The organism is Vibrio sp. Y51_MX_L26, assembly GCF_024181935.1.
GTDB classification, from domain to species: Bacteria; Pseudomonadota; Gammaproteobacteria; order Enterobacterales; family Vibrionaceae; genus Vibrio; species Vibrio diabolicus.
Genome location: NZ_JAMZAS010000006.1, coordinates 176,726 through 191,428, shown reverse-complemented (window position 1 = coordinate 191,428; position 14,703 = coordinate 176,726). Strand labels below are relative to the sequence as shown.

The following is a 14,703-nucleotide window of genomic DNA, read 5'->3' as shown; positions in this document are numbered from 1 at the left end:
GACGGAAAAAAGCCAAGTGTGCGCCTATGGGGGTCAGCAACAACACTTGGCTTGTGTATGAGAAAACCTTCTGGTCAGCTCAACTGATGAGCGGTGATTCCGGATATTTCCTTAGGGTGTAACCGCAAAGAATCGACCTTGTAATGGCGACATCGGAATTTGATATTGACCATTGCTTGGCGTAATTTTTTCATTCGTGAGCAAATCCACCAACTCACCAGTACTAACACTTTCCTGATTAAGAATAATTGTTCTCGCGCTTTTCGAAGTGTTTAGCGCAAACAGTACTTTGTCTGTACCAGATTGTTTCAAGTCCACATAACTGCCGTTACTCGCAACTAAATTCGTGCGTGACCCCTGATACAATGCTGGGTGCGCACTGCGCATCGTCATCAGCGATTTCACGTAAGCTTTGAGATCGGCTTGGTTTGCATCAAGCGTCGCCGTCACACCTTCAATTTTCGCACTGCTGCGCGCAACGTGATCATCGCACAAACCTTGAATGGCGCAGGTGTTGTTGTCTTCTTTTGCGGCAAAACCATCCACTTGATCCCCGATTTCATCACCGTAGTACAACGTGATTGGCCCGGTGTACGCCGCTTGGAAAGCAAACGCGGCTTTATGGCGTAACCAATATTCTGCATCATTTACATCCGCTAAGTTTCCGCGTTGCAACAAGTCACCAAAGCGTACTAAATCATGGTTGCCGATCATCAAATTCGGTTGCGCATGCGTTGGATATTGGTTGTGTGTGCTGTAGCCGTTGTTTAGCCAATCCACACCGCGACCACCCACGCCACTCTCATTCACGGCCAAAGTTTCTACGATGCGATAGCGCATCGGGAAGTCAAATGCAGAGCACAATGCTGGATCGCTGTTCGATCCATACGCCTCATTCGCGATCTCAGACTCCCCTTTCCAAATCTCTGCCACCATGTAACCCAACGGATTCACTTGTTCGCCTTTGCTATTGGTGTACGTGACACCTTGCGAGGCTTCATCGACGGCTTTACGAAGTTGTGTCCAAGCGTCTGTCGGAACTTGATAGGCTTGATCTAAACGCCAGCCGTCAATCTTGAGTTCTTTGATCCAATACGTTGCTACCTCTTTGTAGAAGTCGAGACTGGCCGGGTAATCAACGGGGTTACTCGATCCTGATGGCAACAAGCCGGAGGGAGATGGTTTGATCAAACCATCTTTGTGATGACCAAATACGCCATCAAAAAACACGTATAAACCGCGCTTGTGTGCTTCTTCGACTAGAGTTTTCGCGGTCGCTAAATCACCAAATTTTGGGTCGATCTTAAAGTAATCTGTCGCAAAATAGCCCGTGGCGTCCAAACGATCGGCCCAGTGATCTTGTCCTGCTATCGCTTCAGACTCAAAAATCGGCGTCAACCAAATCGCGTTCATCCCTAAATCTTGGATGTAATCAAGTGAATCAATCACCCCTTGCAAATCGCCATTATGGTGACTGGTGCCATAGCCCGTACCGTGACCAATGCTTGCATCACCATCCACAAAACTCTCGACCATGATTTGATAAGTACGAAGTTGGTTACTTTGCGCCATGACATTGGCTTGGCAAGCATAACTGGTATCCGGTAGCGGAGTGCTGCTATTAGTATCGCCACCACCAGAAGAATTACACGCAGATAAAGCACCAATCACACTTAACGCAAGCAGCGAGCGATACAGGCGATGGTTACGTCGGACGTTACGCATTTTACTCTCCCTAACTTACTCAAATTAAGTAAAAACATTTGAGTAATAAAATTAACCCCAACATGCTTCCCATGTAGGGGTTAATAAATAAAAATAGATTTTAAATAACTAAATGGAATATTATTGGCACTTATTTACCATTATTAAATAAGGTGAACCATCATCTCTAAATTCTAAACTCCAAAGATATTTACCAGGCTCTTTAATTTCTAGTTTTGTATCTGTGCCGTAACCACCGTAAGTCAGTTCATTTAATTGTCCTACCGATAGTTTTTTACCTTTGGCAGTGAACTGCGGTTTCCATTGTTCAGCGGCATACTGCATTTTGTAATTACCTGAAACCTCATCGGTAATCACTTGATATACATTATTCCCCTTATAGGTTAGCTTGCGCTCGGCAGTGTGCTTCCAATCTGCATTTGGGAAACTACCTACAACAAAAATGTCTTTAGACAATGGGCCTGATTCTGCCGAATCCGGCAAACTACAATTTGTCATCATATCAATCTGAGTGCTCGTAAATGCAACCGCATTATGTACTTCATCTTGGGTTGTATTTTCTGATGATGTGGACGAGCAAGCAGACAAGATAGACACAGCAGCTAACGTACATGCTGTATTTATAATTAATTTTTTCACGTTATATCCTTATTTTTATTATACCAAGTACTAATTAAATTAGAACATATATATTATGACTCTAAGTAAAATAAACTTTAAATAGAAATAATATAATGTGTGAAAAAGATAACTAAATGCGCAATAAAAAAGCCGACTATCTTAGTCGGCTTTTTGAAATTACCTATTTGCTATTCACTGCTTTTACAAATACTTCTTGCGCACCTTCAATTCCTAACGCTTTTGCTTCATCAAGTAAGCTCAGAGCTTTAGGGATATCATCTGCTTTTACCGCCGCTTTAATTGCGTTGTGGTAGTAAGTTTGTGTTTCAGGCTGTACTGATTCAACCGCCTTGACCGCAACTGGAGCCGCTGTTGGTCCACTACTTGATGTTCCGATTGAGAAGAAACTCACACGGTCAATCGAGACTTCAATCTTACCTGTATCACTGTTTGGAATTGGAATATCTTTTACTTCTGGCAAGTAATTGCCTCGTCCCTCTGCATCCAATCGCGCAGGGTGAATCACATCCGTAAATCCACCTAGATCCGATTGATCAGTGTAAACAATTAGGTAAACAGAATCTAAACCCACTGGTGGGAAGAAGTCTTTTTCAGCGACTAGACGGTTTCCAAGATGAAGACGAGGTTTTGTGTACTCAAACTCCGCTTTGCCGTAGTTTTCAATTTCTTTACCGTTTTTATCTACGATAATCGCTCTTGGTACGAAAGCAGTGTCTTCGATAAAACTAGTGATTTTAATGGCAAACTCGCCACGGTCAGCAGGCAACTCAAACACCGCAACACGGCTGTCGATATCTTTGTATTTCAGCACTTGGCTCTGAGTAGTGATATCTACAATTGCAGAGCTAGGAAGCTTCATTTTTACCGATTGAAGTTCAGAGAGTGTGTCAACTTGTTGCATTTGAGCAACTTGAACTTGTTCGATAACTTCAGTGGATTGGCAGCCAGCAAGCGCTACACATCCACTTAACATGAGGGCACGGAAGTACATACTTTATCCTTCTAGTTATTTTTCTAAAGGTTTTGGCACTAAAGCATCTTAGAGTGACTTTAGTGAAACGTCTAACTTTTCAATAACCCTTAGAAAAATAGCCGACTGATGTCGGCTATTTGACTAGGACAACTAGATAACTAAGAGTTTATTTGATTACCACCAAGCCTCAGCTTGAACACCAAATACGAACTCTGTATCGTCACCGTTGAACGCATTGTCATTTTCAGTATCTAGCAAGTAAGTTCCGTATACACGTAATTCTGGACGAGCCCAGAAGCTGTCACCCATAGCCCAAGCTTGAGCAACTGTGAATTTAGCATTACCGAAATCTTCTTTTGCTAGGCCACTATCTGCGATTTTCTCACCAGAGTTGTAGCCCGCTTCGAATACTGTGCGCATTGTGTCGTTCCACTTGTACATAGGACGAACAACTACAGAATATTGATCAATATCGAAGTTTTTACCTGTGTAAGCGCCAGCAGCTTGACCACCAATGTCGCTACCTGATAGGTAAGCAAGTTGGTGACCCATTTCCCAGTCCTCAGCTAGGTTCATTACACCCCAGTTGATCAAACGGAAGCCTGATGCATCATTAAATGCCTCTGTACCTCGCGCGTAGTAAGCACCTGCTCCCCAGAAGTTAGCTGCTTGAACACCGTAACCATTTGTACCGTATTGAAATACTGTTTGGTTAAAACCGTTACTCATACCTTGATGGATAATCGCAGACGCCAATACGCCGTCATCCGCTTCTTCACTTGCATCATTAGAATCTGTCGCAAAGTTGTAAGCAACAGCCAACTCAAGAGCAGCATCATCCCAAAGGCCGATGTTCGCTAAACGAGCATCAAAGATGTAACCCGTTGAATCTGAAGTTTCACCATCTTGAATCAATGCTAGAGATAGCTTTTGGTTGCCTACTGAGAGGTTTTCGATACCACCACCAGTACCAGAAGTGTTTAGGAAATAGAAATCAGTGATGTGGATATCTTTACGTTGGTAGTAAGTTTTACCAGCCCACATAGTTGCGTCTTTATCAGAAGCAATCAGACCTTTAGCTTTTACAGCAAACTGAGCAACGTTAAAATCAGCATCTTCCCAGCCATTCGCACCAGGAGCACCAGAAGCAATCATAGATTCGATACGCCAAGTCTGGTCACCCATTTTCAACTCTTCCGCCAAACCAAACTCAGAGTAGTTATCGTCTTCGTTACCCAGACGGCCAATACCAAATTTGTTTACAGCAAGGTCACCATTACCATTACCGCTGATACCAGTACCAGCACGCATGTAACCGTTAAAATCCACTGCAAACGCAGAACCAGCAGCTAAAGTTGCAGCTACAGCTGCAGCAATTACACTTACTTTTTTCATTCTTAACTCCATTAAGGGTATTTATAATTCTGTCTTCCCTGCTCACTCTTTTAGGTGGATATAGGCAGTAAAAACACACCTAAAGAAAGAGAGGTAAGATGGGAACGAATCCCCGTTTGTTTCAACAGTTATGAGATTACCCGAGGCGTACAAGGATGACTTCCTCCGCCCCAAACTAATTTAGGGGGGATGAGAAGGGAGTAGAAAATTTACCGAATGGTGTTTTTTCGAGTCAGATCACCAATCTAGGGAGGAATTAGTAAGTTTATTCGGTTTTGAGCCGCTACAAAGTGATAGCCATTTCATATTTTTGACTCTAAGCCGTCACATAAAGTAATTAAATTACATGAATATTTTTATATTTAGGGTGGTTGACCTTAGTAAGACAAAGTTTTTAACTTATAGTTTCCTAAAGGTAGAAATAAATATTAAATAAAGTATCTCCGATGACACGACTTCTCTCTCGCCCTTACCCCTTGGGTGCAACTGTAAATAAAGAAGGTTGTAACTTCTCTATTCACGCTCCGGGGAAAAAAGACATAAAACTCGCCCTGTTTGCAGACGATGGCAGTTACGCGCTTCATGATTTACCGAATGAATACGCTGGCATACGTCATACTTTTATTCCGGATATTAAGCCGGGGCAAAAATACGGTTACCTTGTCTCCCACAAGGAAGAGCCACTATTAATTTCTGACCCTTACGCAAAGTCAATTGATAAAGCCCTCCACTACCACCCTCCCTACTCTCCAGCCAAAAGTTTCGATATGCCGAAGTGCATCGTTATCGAAGATAATTTTGACTGGCAAGATACGGATCATCCGCGTATACCAAGAGAAGAGATGGTGTTGTTTGAGACACACGTCAAAGGGCTTACCCAACTCCACCCAGAAGTTGAGGACAAACTGAAGGGGCGCTATTTAGGTCTTGCGTCACCTGAAATGCTGGCCTTTTATGAACAGCAAAACATCAACACGCTGCAATTGCTACCTGTCGCTGCGTGTATGCATGAGCCTCACCTACTAGAGATGGAAAAGGTCAACTATTGGGGATACAACCCTTATCTCTTTATGGTGCCTGATCCGCGCTATGCAGAAAAAGACGCCGTCACAGAGCTCAAAACAACGATTCGAGAACTGCACAAAAACGGCATCGAAGTGATTCTCGACGTGGTTTACAACCACACTGCAGAGGGGGGGGAAGGGCCTACAATTTTCAACCTGAAAGCGCTCGATTCCCGTTTTTACATCAAACATGGCAACCACTTCGCAAATTACACTGGTTGTGGCAACACGGTCGATCTCACCTATCAACCCGCTTTAAACCTTGTGATGGATACATTGCGCTACTGGGTTAGCGAATTTAAAGTCGATGGTTTTCGTTTCGACTTAGCTGCAACGTTAGGGCGTCAAGGCGATGATTACAACCCAGAAGCAGCTTTCTTTAAAGCCATTGCGCAAGACCCTATTTTGCGTGAAACCAAATTGATTGCCGAACCTTGGGATATTGGTCCAAATGGCTACCAAGTGGGTAACTTTCCATTTGGTTGGAACGAATGTAATGACAAACTGCGTGATATTTCCCGCAGTTTTTGGCGCGGTGATCAAGGCTATTTAAAAGAGTTTGCCACTCGATTAATGGGCTCTCGTGACATTTATAGTGCAGCGAACTGGCCATACAAACTCACCGTAAATTACATCACGTATCACGATGGCTTCACACTGCAAGATTTAGTGTCTTACAAGCACAAACACAATGAAGCTAATGGCGAAGAAAATCGCGACGGCCACGGTGACAATCGCTCAGAAAACTACGGTATCGAAGGCGAGACAGAAAATCTGATGATCATCGCCACGCGTGAGAAGCAAAAACGCAACCTTATTGCCAGCTTGCTGTTTGCTTTTGGAATCCCACACATCCTCACTGCTGACGTGCTGTCTCACACCCAAGGCGGTAACAATAATGCCTATTGCCAAGATAACGAAACCAGTTGGCTTAACTGGGGAGAAACGGAGCGTAAGCAACATTTCAAAACGTGGATGTCACAAATGGTCGCCAACCGAAATCAATACATGGTGCCATTTATCCGAGCTTTCAGTGGCGAAAACCGCAATAACAACCGCATTTTCTGGCGCCGAACAGACGGTCGCTTAATGGAGCATGATGATTGGAACCGTTTAAGCTCTGTCGCACTTCACCTTGGTATCGGTAAAGAAGGACAAGAGCTGGTCTATCTCATCAACCAAACTAACGCCACAGCGCGCTTTAAGCTCCCTAATGAGCGAAAGCAAGAATGGGTAACGATCTGCGACACAAACGTACGTAACCTCAACCCAGGGCATGCTGAAGGCGAGGTTTTGCTATCACCTACTTCGATGGTGATTTTGCATTACCACCCGAAATCAGATCAATCATAGAACAATAACCCGGAAAGCTTATATACACGACTTTAATAGCAAAAGACCCGAAGTCCGTTAACGACTTCGGGTCCATTTAGTGTTGTAAGCATTAATGAACCTCTGTATATTTATGAGCCATTACAGTATATGAACCAAATTAAAAAGGCGTATAGTCCATATGGCTACTTATCTTTACACACGTTATTCGCCAAAAAATCGAGCTTACCAAGAGCACCTTAATACTCTAAAAGCTTTTGCGCCCGAAGCTCAGCATTTTGAGGATAAGGTTCGTGGTTGCATGCCTCCAACCGAGAGAGAGGCATTCTTACAACTGCTCGATTCCGTCAGAGCAGGTGATACGATTGTGCTCTGGTGGCTAACGGCATTTGGTCGAGATTTTAGTCAGGCGTTAAATACAATAAAAGTATTACTAGCAAAAGGGGTCACACTGAAAACCGTTTGTGAACCACTCACATTTGAACCGGATTCTGTTCAAACTCAAACGCTACTCACCGTGCTATCCGGATATGGAAAAGTGCAGACTGAACATCGCCTGTTTGCAGCAGAGCAAGGACGGCAAGCCATTAAAGATCAACCAGATTTGTGGAAACAGAAATTTCGCGGACGCCCAGCAGACAAAACTAAACACCAACAGATCGCAACGTTGCTGTTAGAAGGCTATACGTTGAAGAGTGTTTCGGAGCAGTGTGATGTCAGCCTATCTACCGTAAAACGCGTCAAATCTAAGTTAAATGAAGTGGATGATGAAGGCTGCCTCAGAACACGAAAGCAAAGAGGTTATTCTGATGGTGATCCATCATGAGTCGCCCAATCAACTTTCGCACTATCTTACTCGCCTGTCTTATTATCAGTGTTGGCCAATTGAGCATGGGGCTTGTTATGCCCTCTTTGCCATGGATCGCAAAAGACTTTTCTATCTCCCTTGATCAAGCCCAACTGCTCGTGAGTATTTACTTACTCGGTTTTGGTCCCTCTCAGTTCGTTTACGGTCCGGTATCGGATGCTTTGGGTCGAAAAAAAGTGCTACTGACGGGCTTGCTCATCGCGATGTCTGGTCTATTGATGATCATTTTCCTTAGTGACACCTTCACAGGCATGGTGATGGGGCGTTTTCTACAAGGCTTAGGAACTGGGTGCTGCGCGGTACTCGCGAGAGCATCGACTCGAGATAGATTTAGCGGTGATGAGCTCCCTGTCGCCATGTCTTACATCGCTATGGCAGCTTCGATCACGCCACTCATTGCACCTGTGATTGGCGGTTTTATCAACTTCCACTTTGGTTGGAGTATGGTGTTCATTTCACTGTTAGGTTATGTCTCACTCGCTTGGGTAATCATCGCCTTTAAGTTTACAGAAACCATTGCAAAACGATCTGTTATCCCGTCACCACGCAACATGCTTTTCCAGTATCGAGACTTGGTGACGTCACGTTACTTTATGAGTTTTGCCAGCATCAGTTGGTTAAACTTCAGCCTGATGATAACGACCGTGTCCGTGATGCCATTTATCATGCAAGACCAAATTGGCATGACATCCGATCAATACGCAATGTGGGCACTCATTCCCGCTTTAGGTATGTTAGGCGGCACCACGATTTGTAACCGAGTAAGGCCAATTATCGGCAACAAAAGAATGCTACTTTGTAGTCCATTCCTGCATCTCAGTGCTGCAATATGGTTGTTCTTCTGCCCGGTAGAACCGCTGTATTTAATGTTGGGGCAACTATTAATGATCTTAGGTAACGGCATTGCCCTACCCTGCGCGCAAGCCATGGTAATGCAACCCTACAAAAAGCAGGCTGGTGCTGCAGCAGCCATGTCTGGAGGTGGACAAATGATCGTATCCTCATTGGTCAGCTTAACATTGGTACAGCTTGGTTTAAGCCAAGCCTGGCATCTATCAATCGTTATTGTGGTGTTTGCAGCAATAACGCTCACCAACATTCTACGAGGTTTTGGAGCAGAGCAACCTTCAGAACAGTAACGAAAAGACTTACTATTGTTCTTACAATTAAGAACACATCGTATAAGCTTTAACTATGGATAAGTTGGCGGGTACTAACATGATGTTGCATTTACGAGTTGGCGCACTACTAGTCGCCACTTTTATATCCGCTGGCACCACCGCGAAAGCCAACGAGTACTGGCAATTTGATAGTGACGATAACGGAATCACTATCTACTCTCGAGAGCATACCGACGGTTTAGTTGAGATTCGTGCTCGGATGTTCACACCCACCAGCTATGGCGCATTTTTAACACTATTGGAAGATAGTGACAATATCCCGAACTGGATTGACAATGCCAGTCATAGCCGGGTTTTAAATCAAATATCAGCCACCGAAAACATCGTTTATACCCAATTTACGGCGCCATGGCCTGCAAAAAATCGTGATATGCTCACCTACTCTGAATATTGGGTCGATGAGCTTGGGTTCACGATAAAAATCAAAAGCGCACCAGACTCATATCTTGCTGAACAAAAGGGCTATGTTCGCATTCGTTCGGTTGATGCAACTTGGGAATTACAAAAGCTCACTAATGGCACGACACTCATTGACTACAAAGCGTTTGCTGACCCCGGAGGCCTTTTGCCAATCTGGCTAATCAACAAACTATCAAAACAAAGTGCACGAGCAACATTTAGTAATCTAAGGAAAGAGTTACCAAAATATCAGCAATACTCCCATCCTCAGATAAAGGAGTAAACTTCACGTTTGCTATTTAATTACGATTATGGTGTTTGAAAAAAGTGCCCACAAAAGAGGCGAAGGCTAAACCCAAGAAGAGCCAAAACAAAGGGATAAACCCAAATGACTCTACTAATAAGCCATTTTCATCTACGTAAGAGCCCTGAGCGTGGTACGCAATTAAACATGCCACACCACTCAAAAACAAAACTATGCTCAGTTTATATTTACGAATAAACCCCATCTAAACCTCAAGCAATCAATTGATATATCTTCGACATATTGCCACCGTATATAGTTCACTCAAAAAACATAGTGCTCTATGTTTGCTCCAATCTTTATTAGAGGTTTTTTAGTCAGAGACAAGATAAAAACCCAAACATAAAGAATAAAAAGTCAAATTTAACTCAAAATATTATATGCGTTCTCAGAACTATCTTGACCTTTTTTCTCACATATACAGTGTAATTGTTATCATTTTGTTTGCTCAATGCTGCCAAAAATCGTTCACATCTCTCCCAAAATAATTAGTGTTCTAAATATTTTTATTACTCTACGCAAAAACAAACCAAACAACAAAAAAACTTTTAAAATCAAAACTTAAGGTTTAAAAGTCAATTGTAAAACAATAATAGCAACGAGTTAACCTCTTCATCTCTTTCGCTTTTTTAATTGAACGTCTAATCAAGTTAACGCACAATGCCATCGACAACTCACATAATAAATCATGAAAAAAAGGAAGTGTCTTCATGCATAATTTTTCAAAAAGTGCAGTGGCAACTTTAATCTCTGGCCTTTTGCTTGGAACTTCAGCGAATGCGGGAGTGAGTATCACACAAGGAAAGACCACGATCCCCGATGGCGAAGCTACACACGCTCAAGACATTACCGTTCAAAACGAACATGTCGCCTTCGCTCTCGCTGTTGAATCAGCACCACCATGGGGCGTACCGCGAGGAACATTGGTCGATTTGGCAGCAGTAAAGAATGGCAAAGTAGATCTTGACCGGGTTGCCTTTGCTGACTTCATTCCTAACAGCTGGTCCGCATGGCCGAATGATCGCAAATCCATTGAAATTATCGAAGACAGCGACAATAAAGCGGTCATTAAAGTGAGCCGCAACTTCGATAACGTTGATATCACAACGTGGTATACACTCGCTTCTGGATCTGACTCAATTGCGCTTAAAACGGTCATGACCAACCAAGGTAAAAAAGATCTCGCGTTAGAATCAGGGCACACCATTTGGCCAGACACTGGCTACCAATTTGCCGTGCCGGGGTTGGAAGGGAAAGAAGAATCCATGGCCGACAATGCCCTCGCCGATCGTATGGTCGCTTATGATCGAGACTGGGCCTTTGCACTTCATGCTCCTTATTTTGATCGCGTCAAATACAATGGTCGTGACATGTACCTGGGGCATACCTTGAAAGCAGGTGAAAGCCGCACTTTCCAATCCCGACTACAAGTGGTTCCGAATGGAGACATGGCTCCCATTGTTAAGGCAGAAGCTGACCGACTAGGACAAGCGACAGGCACCATCAACGGCCAATTACGCGCGGATAATGGTCGTATTCCTGAAGATGCCATCGTGATGATCGAAAAAGAAGGACAACCCTATGCCTGGACATTGGCCAAAGATGGCCAGTACAGCATGGCGCTGCCTGAGGGTGAGTACCAAATCTACGGCACAGCGACTGGTCACGCAAACAGCGAGCTGCAATCGATTCAAGTGGCGAGAAATAGCGAGCAAACACTCGATTTTACGTCTCTAAAACGCCCAGCAACTCTCTCACTTCAAGTTGAAGAGGCAACATCAGGTCTGGCCAAAGATGCGAGAATCACCATCCTTGAAGGTCAAGCGCCACCGGTTGAATTTTTGGGTAAACGCACCTTCTTTACCGATCTGCTGCCTGCAGGTCATGCGGAGCTAAAACTGGCACCCGGTCAATACAAATTAGGTATCAACTCTGGTGGAGGTTTTACAGCTAAAACCCAAACATTAGACGTAACTCTAACGTCCGGTAAAACGACGAAGCAACGAGTAGAAGTGCCTCAAGTGACGTTTCCTAACCGTCAGCATTGGTATGGCGCAGATTTACACCATCATGGCAACGTGTTGGAAGGCGTTACCCCGCCAGAAATTGTTGTGCGTGCTCAATTGGCAACGGATCTTGACCTGACTTTCATTAGCGATCATGACTCAACCATTAACCACCAGAAGTTTGCAGAACTATCTGCGAAACGTGGCGTGCCTTTTATTCCGTCAATCGAAGTTTCGCCATCATGGGGACATATGAACCCATTTCCTATCGACAATGGCGCCGAGCTAACGGTCGATCCTGGCACCACTGACGTTCACACGTTACTTGACGCCGTACATGAGATGGGGGCTGAAGTCGTACCGATGAACCATCCATACAACGATTATGGCTACTTTACGAATATCGCTAAAAATGCAGTCCCTGGTGGTAAAACGGATCGCTTCGACCTTATGGAGCTTAATGCGCGCGTAGACAATGAACCAACGTTGAAGAAAGCACATAAACTCTGGGATCAAGGTGAAGCAATGTACTTTACGGCGGGAACCGACACCCACGATGCGTGGAACCAACTCACGGGGCAGATTCGAATGATGGCAAGAGTCGATGGCGAGCTAACGCCGTCGAAGTTTGCGCAAGCACTTAAAGCCGGCCATGGCTACGCAACACAAGGCCCTATTCTTTATCCGCAAAACATTATGTTTGGTGAAACAGCAACAGCTGGCGACACGTGGGACATCCACGTCGTTGCAGCCGATGGTCTAAAAGAAATTCGATTGTTCGGTAAAGGCGGCAACGTGCTGAATACTCTGACGATTAACCCAAAAGTTGATACTCAACGCATAGAGCTGTCGCTACCTATACCTAGCGACGCAGAGGGATGGATAAGTTTAGAAGTCGAAGATAAAGACGGCAGCACGGCCTGGAGTAACCCTGTTTGGTTGCAGTCATAGTCTTGATGAAAGTCCGACTCGATGGTAAACAAACCTGAGTTCGACGATGAAATAAAGGCGGCACTGCGCCGCCTTTTTTCTACTCGATGTTTTACTGCTGTGCAACCGTCACGGGTTTGGTCGCACCACGGTAATCAAACTCAAAACCAATACCTTGATCTGTTACATCCATCGTCATACCACCAACAAGCTCGCCTTGTAAGCTTTTCATAACATCATCAGGTAACGGCTCACCAGTCACGGCTGACGCACTTTCCAACACTTCCAAAATGCGTTCTGAATCGAAGTCAAAACTGAACAAGCCATTTGGAGAAAGTGGTTGTGCCATCACTTCTTTGCTCGCGTCTTCGGCATTCTCACCACTGTAGAGCGTAAAATGGTTTTCGTTTAAGCGAGCAAACACATCCATCTTCAAGCCTGTGTGCATTTCTAGCAGGTCACTGACATTAACTGGCTGGTTATCCGGCTGAATTTGTAATTGAGCAAGTTCAGGGACAAACATTTGCGCGGTTTGAATCAGCATCATTGGATCATTGGCAGATAGAGACAACATACCATCTAGCTGGCTAAATACTTCACCGTGCTGAGCATTAGTGTCAACGTGGATATCAAACATCTGCAGGCTTAATCCTTTCAGGCCGTTAACCATGCCGGAGCCCATGCTCACAGCTGCGGCTGGGTTTTGGCCACCCATCTCTTGCTGCATTTGAGTCAATAAAGAGCATTGGTACTGAGGCTGAGTCAAGTCGCTCCAAATCTGACCAATCGATGGCGCTAGCGTATTAATGTCTAAACCAAGCGCCATGCTAAAGAAGCTCTTATCATTGTTCGATTCTGCCAAAACGCCACGAATCGACTTAAGCGCATCTAGAATTACTTTATTTTTCGATTCAACAACAAAAGCACCTTTAATGAATGCCTGCTCGCCTTTCAACTTGTATTCCGCAAATGCGACGGATTGAGGCCAGTTTTCTGCAACTTGAGTAAGTTCAGTATGACAGGCTGGTGAGCGCATCTCCTGAATAGTCGGCTCAGGGTCAATGGCATCCAGTATGCTGACTTGACGCGCAAAGATATTGCCATCTTTCGTCGTCAAACCTTTAACCAATTCACGGTGGTCAAAGTAACCGAAAGAGTTATTGTTTTCGCCGTATTTAGCCTGCAACGCCGCTAGGCGTCCACTCTCCGCAATGTTTTGACTTGGTGACTCAAGTCCCAATGCCATTTTAAGCGGGTTTTGAACACCCAGTTGCGGAATATCAACCGTTAACGTAAGTACGTTGTCAACCACGGCAACAACCAAGCCAATGCCATCTTGCGGGTCAACCGAATCTGTCATCTCGTAACGACGAAACTCCACTTCACCAAGTTTAACCAGCTCGTGCTTAGTACCGCTCATCTGCTCTTCGTGATCCAATGTTTTCCATAACGCGGCAGGGTCTTCAATCTTCAATTTGTACACTGGTACCATACCGATTGTGTACAACACAGGATTAATGTTTTCTCCGGTACCTAAGTAGGCTTTTAACGTTTCTGGCGATGCAGCGCTCTCCAGATATCCATCAAACAAGTTAACGGCAAACTGTTGCTGTGGAGAAAGTGGTTCATCGGCAAAAAGTTCAGCAATCGAGCCTTGGTTAGCCGTGCCAAATGCATTCATGTATTTATAATGATTAAAAGGTTCCGTCTGATACGTCACCATGAGCGAATCCGCAGGAACTTGCGAAAGTAGTGATACTGAATCACTCGAGGTAGTATTGTTTTGGTACAGGTAGCCAGCGCCCCCTGCAGCTGCGACCACTGCTGTAGCCAATAGTAGTTTTTTCACGACCAACTCCGTTGTCATAGTTATGTGTTCCTAAG

General features: G+C 44.4%; 11 protein-coding genes. 5 read left to right on the top strand and 6 right to left on the bottom strand.

Going from position 1 to position 14,703, the window contains the following annotated elements; translation table 11 throughout:
• Positions 1–111 precede the first annotated feature (111 nt).
• The 4 genes from NL645_RS14960 to lamB all read right to left on the bottom strand — a co-directional run bounded on the left by NL645_RS14960 (position 112) and on the right by lamB (position 4,735).
• On the bottom strand, positions 112–1,725 hold the full coding sequence (locus NL645_RS14960) for an alpha-amylase family glycosyl hydrolase (RefSeq protein ID WP_253651947.1): 1,614 nt from the start codon (positions 1,723–1,725) through the stop codon (positions 112–114).
• A 120-nt stretch (positions 1,726–1,845) separates the two neighbouring features.
• Positions 1,846–2,364, bottom strand: coding sequence for a glycosidase (locus NL645_RS14955; RefSeq protein WP_253651946.1), 519 nt, complete (start codon positions 2,362–2,364; stop codon positions 1,846–1,848).
• A 163-nt stretch (positions 2,365–2,527) separates the two neighbouring features.
• Positions 2,528–3,358 (bottom strand): MalM family protein, encoded by an 831-nt coding sequence (locus NL645_RS14950; RefSeq protein WP_253651945.1) that lies wholly within the window; start codon positions 3,356–3,358, stop codon positions 2,528–2,530.
• Between the two features lie 156 nt (positions 3,359–3,514).
• On the bottom strand, positions 3,515–4,735 hold the full coding sequence (gene lamB, locus NL645_RS14945; protein ID WP_253651944.1) for a maltoporin LamB: 1,221 nt from the start codon (positions 4,733–4,735) through the stop codon (positions 3,515–3,517).
• Between the two features lie 446 nt (positions 4,736–5,181).
• Between lamB and glgX the strand changes: the two genes are divergently transcribed.
• The 4 genes from glgX (at position 5,182) to NL645_RS14925 (ending at position 9,862) form a co-directional block, all read left to right on the top strand.
• Entirely contained in the window at positions 5,182–7,152 is a 1,971-nt protein-coding gene (gene glgX, locus NL645_RS14940) for a glycogen debranching protein GlgX (RefSeq protein ID WP_253651943.1), read from the top strand.
• A 160-nt stretch (positions 7,153–7,312) separates the two neighbouring features.
• Positions 7,313–7,957, top strand: a complete 645-nt coding sequence (locus NL645_RS14935) for a recombinase family protein (protein ID WP_124008131.1) — start codon at positions 7,313–7,315, stop codon at positions 7,955–7,957.
• On the top strand, positions 7,954–9,138 hold the full coding sequence (locus tag NL645_RS14930) for a multidrug effflux MFS transporter (RefSeq protein ID WP_253651942.1): 1,185 nt from the start codon (positions 7,954–7,956) through the stop codon (positions 9,136–9,138). The genes NL645_RS14935 and NL645_RS14930 overlap by 4 nt, the downstream gene beginning before the upstream one ends.
• Before the next feature lie 79 nt (positions 9,139–9,217).
• Positions 9,218–9,862, top strand: a complete 645-nt coding sequence (locus NL645_RS14925) for an START domain-containing protein (protein ID WP_253651963.1) — start codon at positions 9,218–9,220, stop codon at positions 9,860–9,862.
• Between the two features lie 16 nt (positions 9,863–9,878).
• Here the strand turns inward: NL645_RS14925 and NL645_RS14920 are convergent, their stop codons facing one another.
• Positions 9,879–10,088: a DUF3955 domain-containing protein gene (locus tag NL645_RS14920; RefSeq protein WP_253651941.1), complete on the bottom strand. Its 210-nt coding sequence runs from the start codon at positions 10,086–10,088 to the stop codon at positions 9,879–9,881.
• A 505-nt stretch (positions 10,089–10,593) separates the two neighbouring features.
• Here NL645_RS14920 and NL645_RS14915 point away from each other — a divergent pair.
• Positions 10,594–12,840 carry a CehA/McbA family metallohydrolase gene (locus tag NL645_RS14915; RefSeq protein WP_253651940.1) on the top strand — a complete coding sequence of 749 codons (2,247 nt, stop codon included), beginning with the start codon at positions 10,594–10,596 and terminating at the stop codon, positions 12,838–12,840.
• Between the two features lie 91 nt (positions 12,841–12,931).
• Here NL645_RS14915 and NL645_RS14910 read toward each other — a convergent pair whose 3' ends face one another.
• The gene (locus NL645_RS14910) at positions 12,932–14,686 is read right to left on the bottom strand and encodes a hypothetical protein (protein ID WP_253651939.1); all 1,755 of its coding nucleotides are present in this window, start codon (positions 14,684–14,686) and stop codon (positions 12,932–12,934) included.
• Positions 14,687–14,703 lie beyond the last annotated feature (17 nt).

What these genes read in the sequence shown, in the direction of transcription:
- NL645_RS14960 (WP_253651947.1), bottom strand. Translation starts at nt 1,725, where the DNA reads ATGCGTAACGTCCGACGTAACCATCGCCTGTATCGCTCGCTGCTTGCG.
- NL645_RS14950 (WP_253651945.1), bottom strand. Translation starts at nt 3,358, where the DNA reads ATGTACTTCCGTGCCCTCATGTTAAGTGGATGTGTAGCGCTTGCTGGC.
- lamB (WP_253651944.1), bottom strand. Translation starts at nt 4,735, where the DNA reads ATGAAAAAAGTAAGTGTAATTGCTGCAGCTGTAGCTGCAACTTTAGCT.
- glgX (WP_253651943.1), top strand. Translation starts at nt 5,182, where the DNA reads ATGACACGACTTCTCTCTCGCCCTTACCCCTTGGGTGCAACTGTAAAT.
- NL645_RS14935 (WP_124008131.1), top strand. Translation starts at nt 7,313, where the DNA reads ATGGCTACTTATCTTTACACACGTTATTCGCCAAAAAATCGAGCTTAC.
- NL645_RS14930 (WP_253651942.1), top strand. Translation starts at nt 7,954, where the DNA reads ATGAGTCGCCCAATCAACTTTCGCACTATCTTACTCGCCTGTCTTATT.
- NL645_RS14925 (WP_253651963.1), top strand. Translation starts at nt 9,218, where the DNA reads ATGATGTTGCATTTACGAGTTGGCGCACTACTAGTCGCCACTTTTATA.
- NL645_RS14920 (WP_253651941.1), bottom strand. Translation starts at nt 10,088, where the DNA reads ATGGGGTTTATTCGTAAATATAAACTGAGCATAGTTTTGTTTTTGAGT.
- NL645_RS14915 (WP_253651940.1), top strand. Translation starts at nt 10,594, where the DNA reads ATGCATAATTTTTCAAAAAGTGCAGTGGCAACTTTAATCTCTGGCCTT.
- NL645_RS14910 (WP_253651939.1), bottom strand. Translation starts at nt 14,686, where the DNA reads ATGACAACGGAGTTGGTCGTGAAAAAACTACTATTGGCTACAGCAGTG.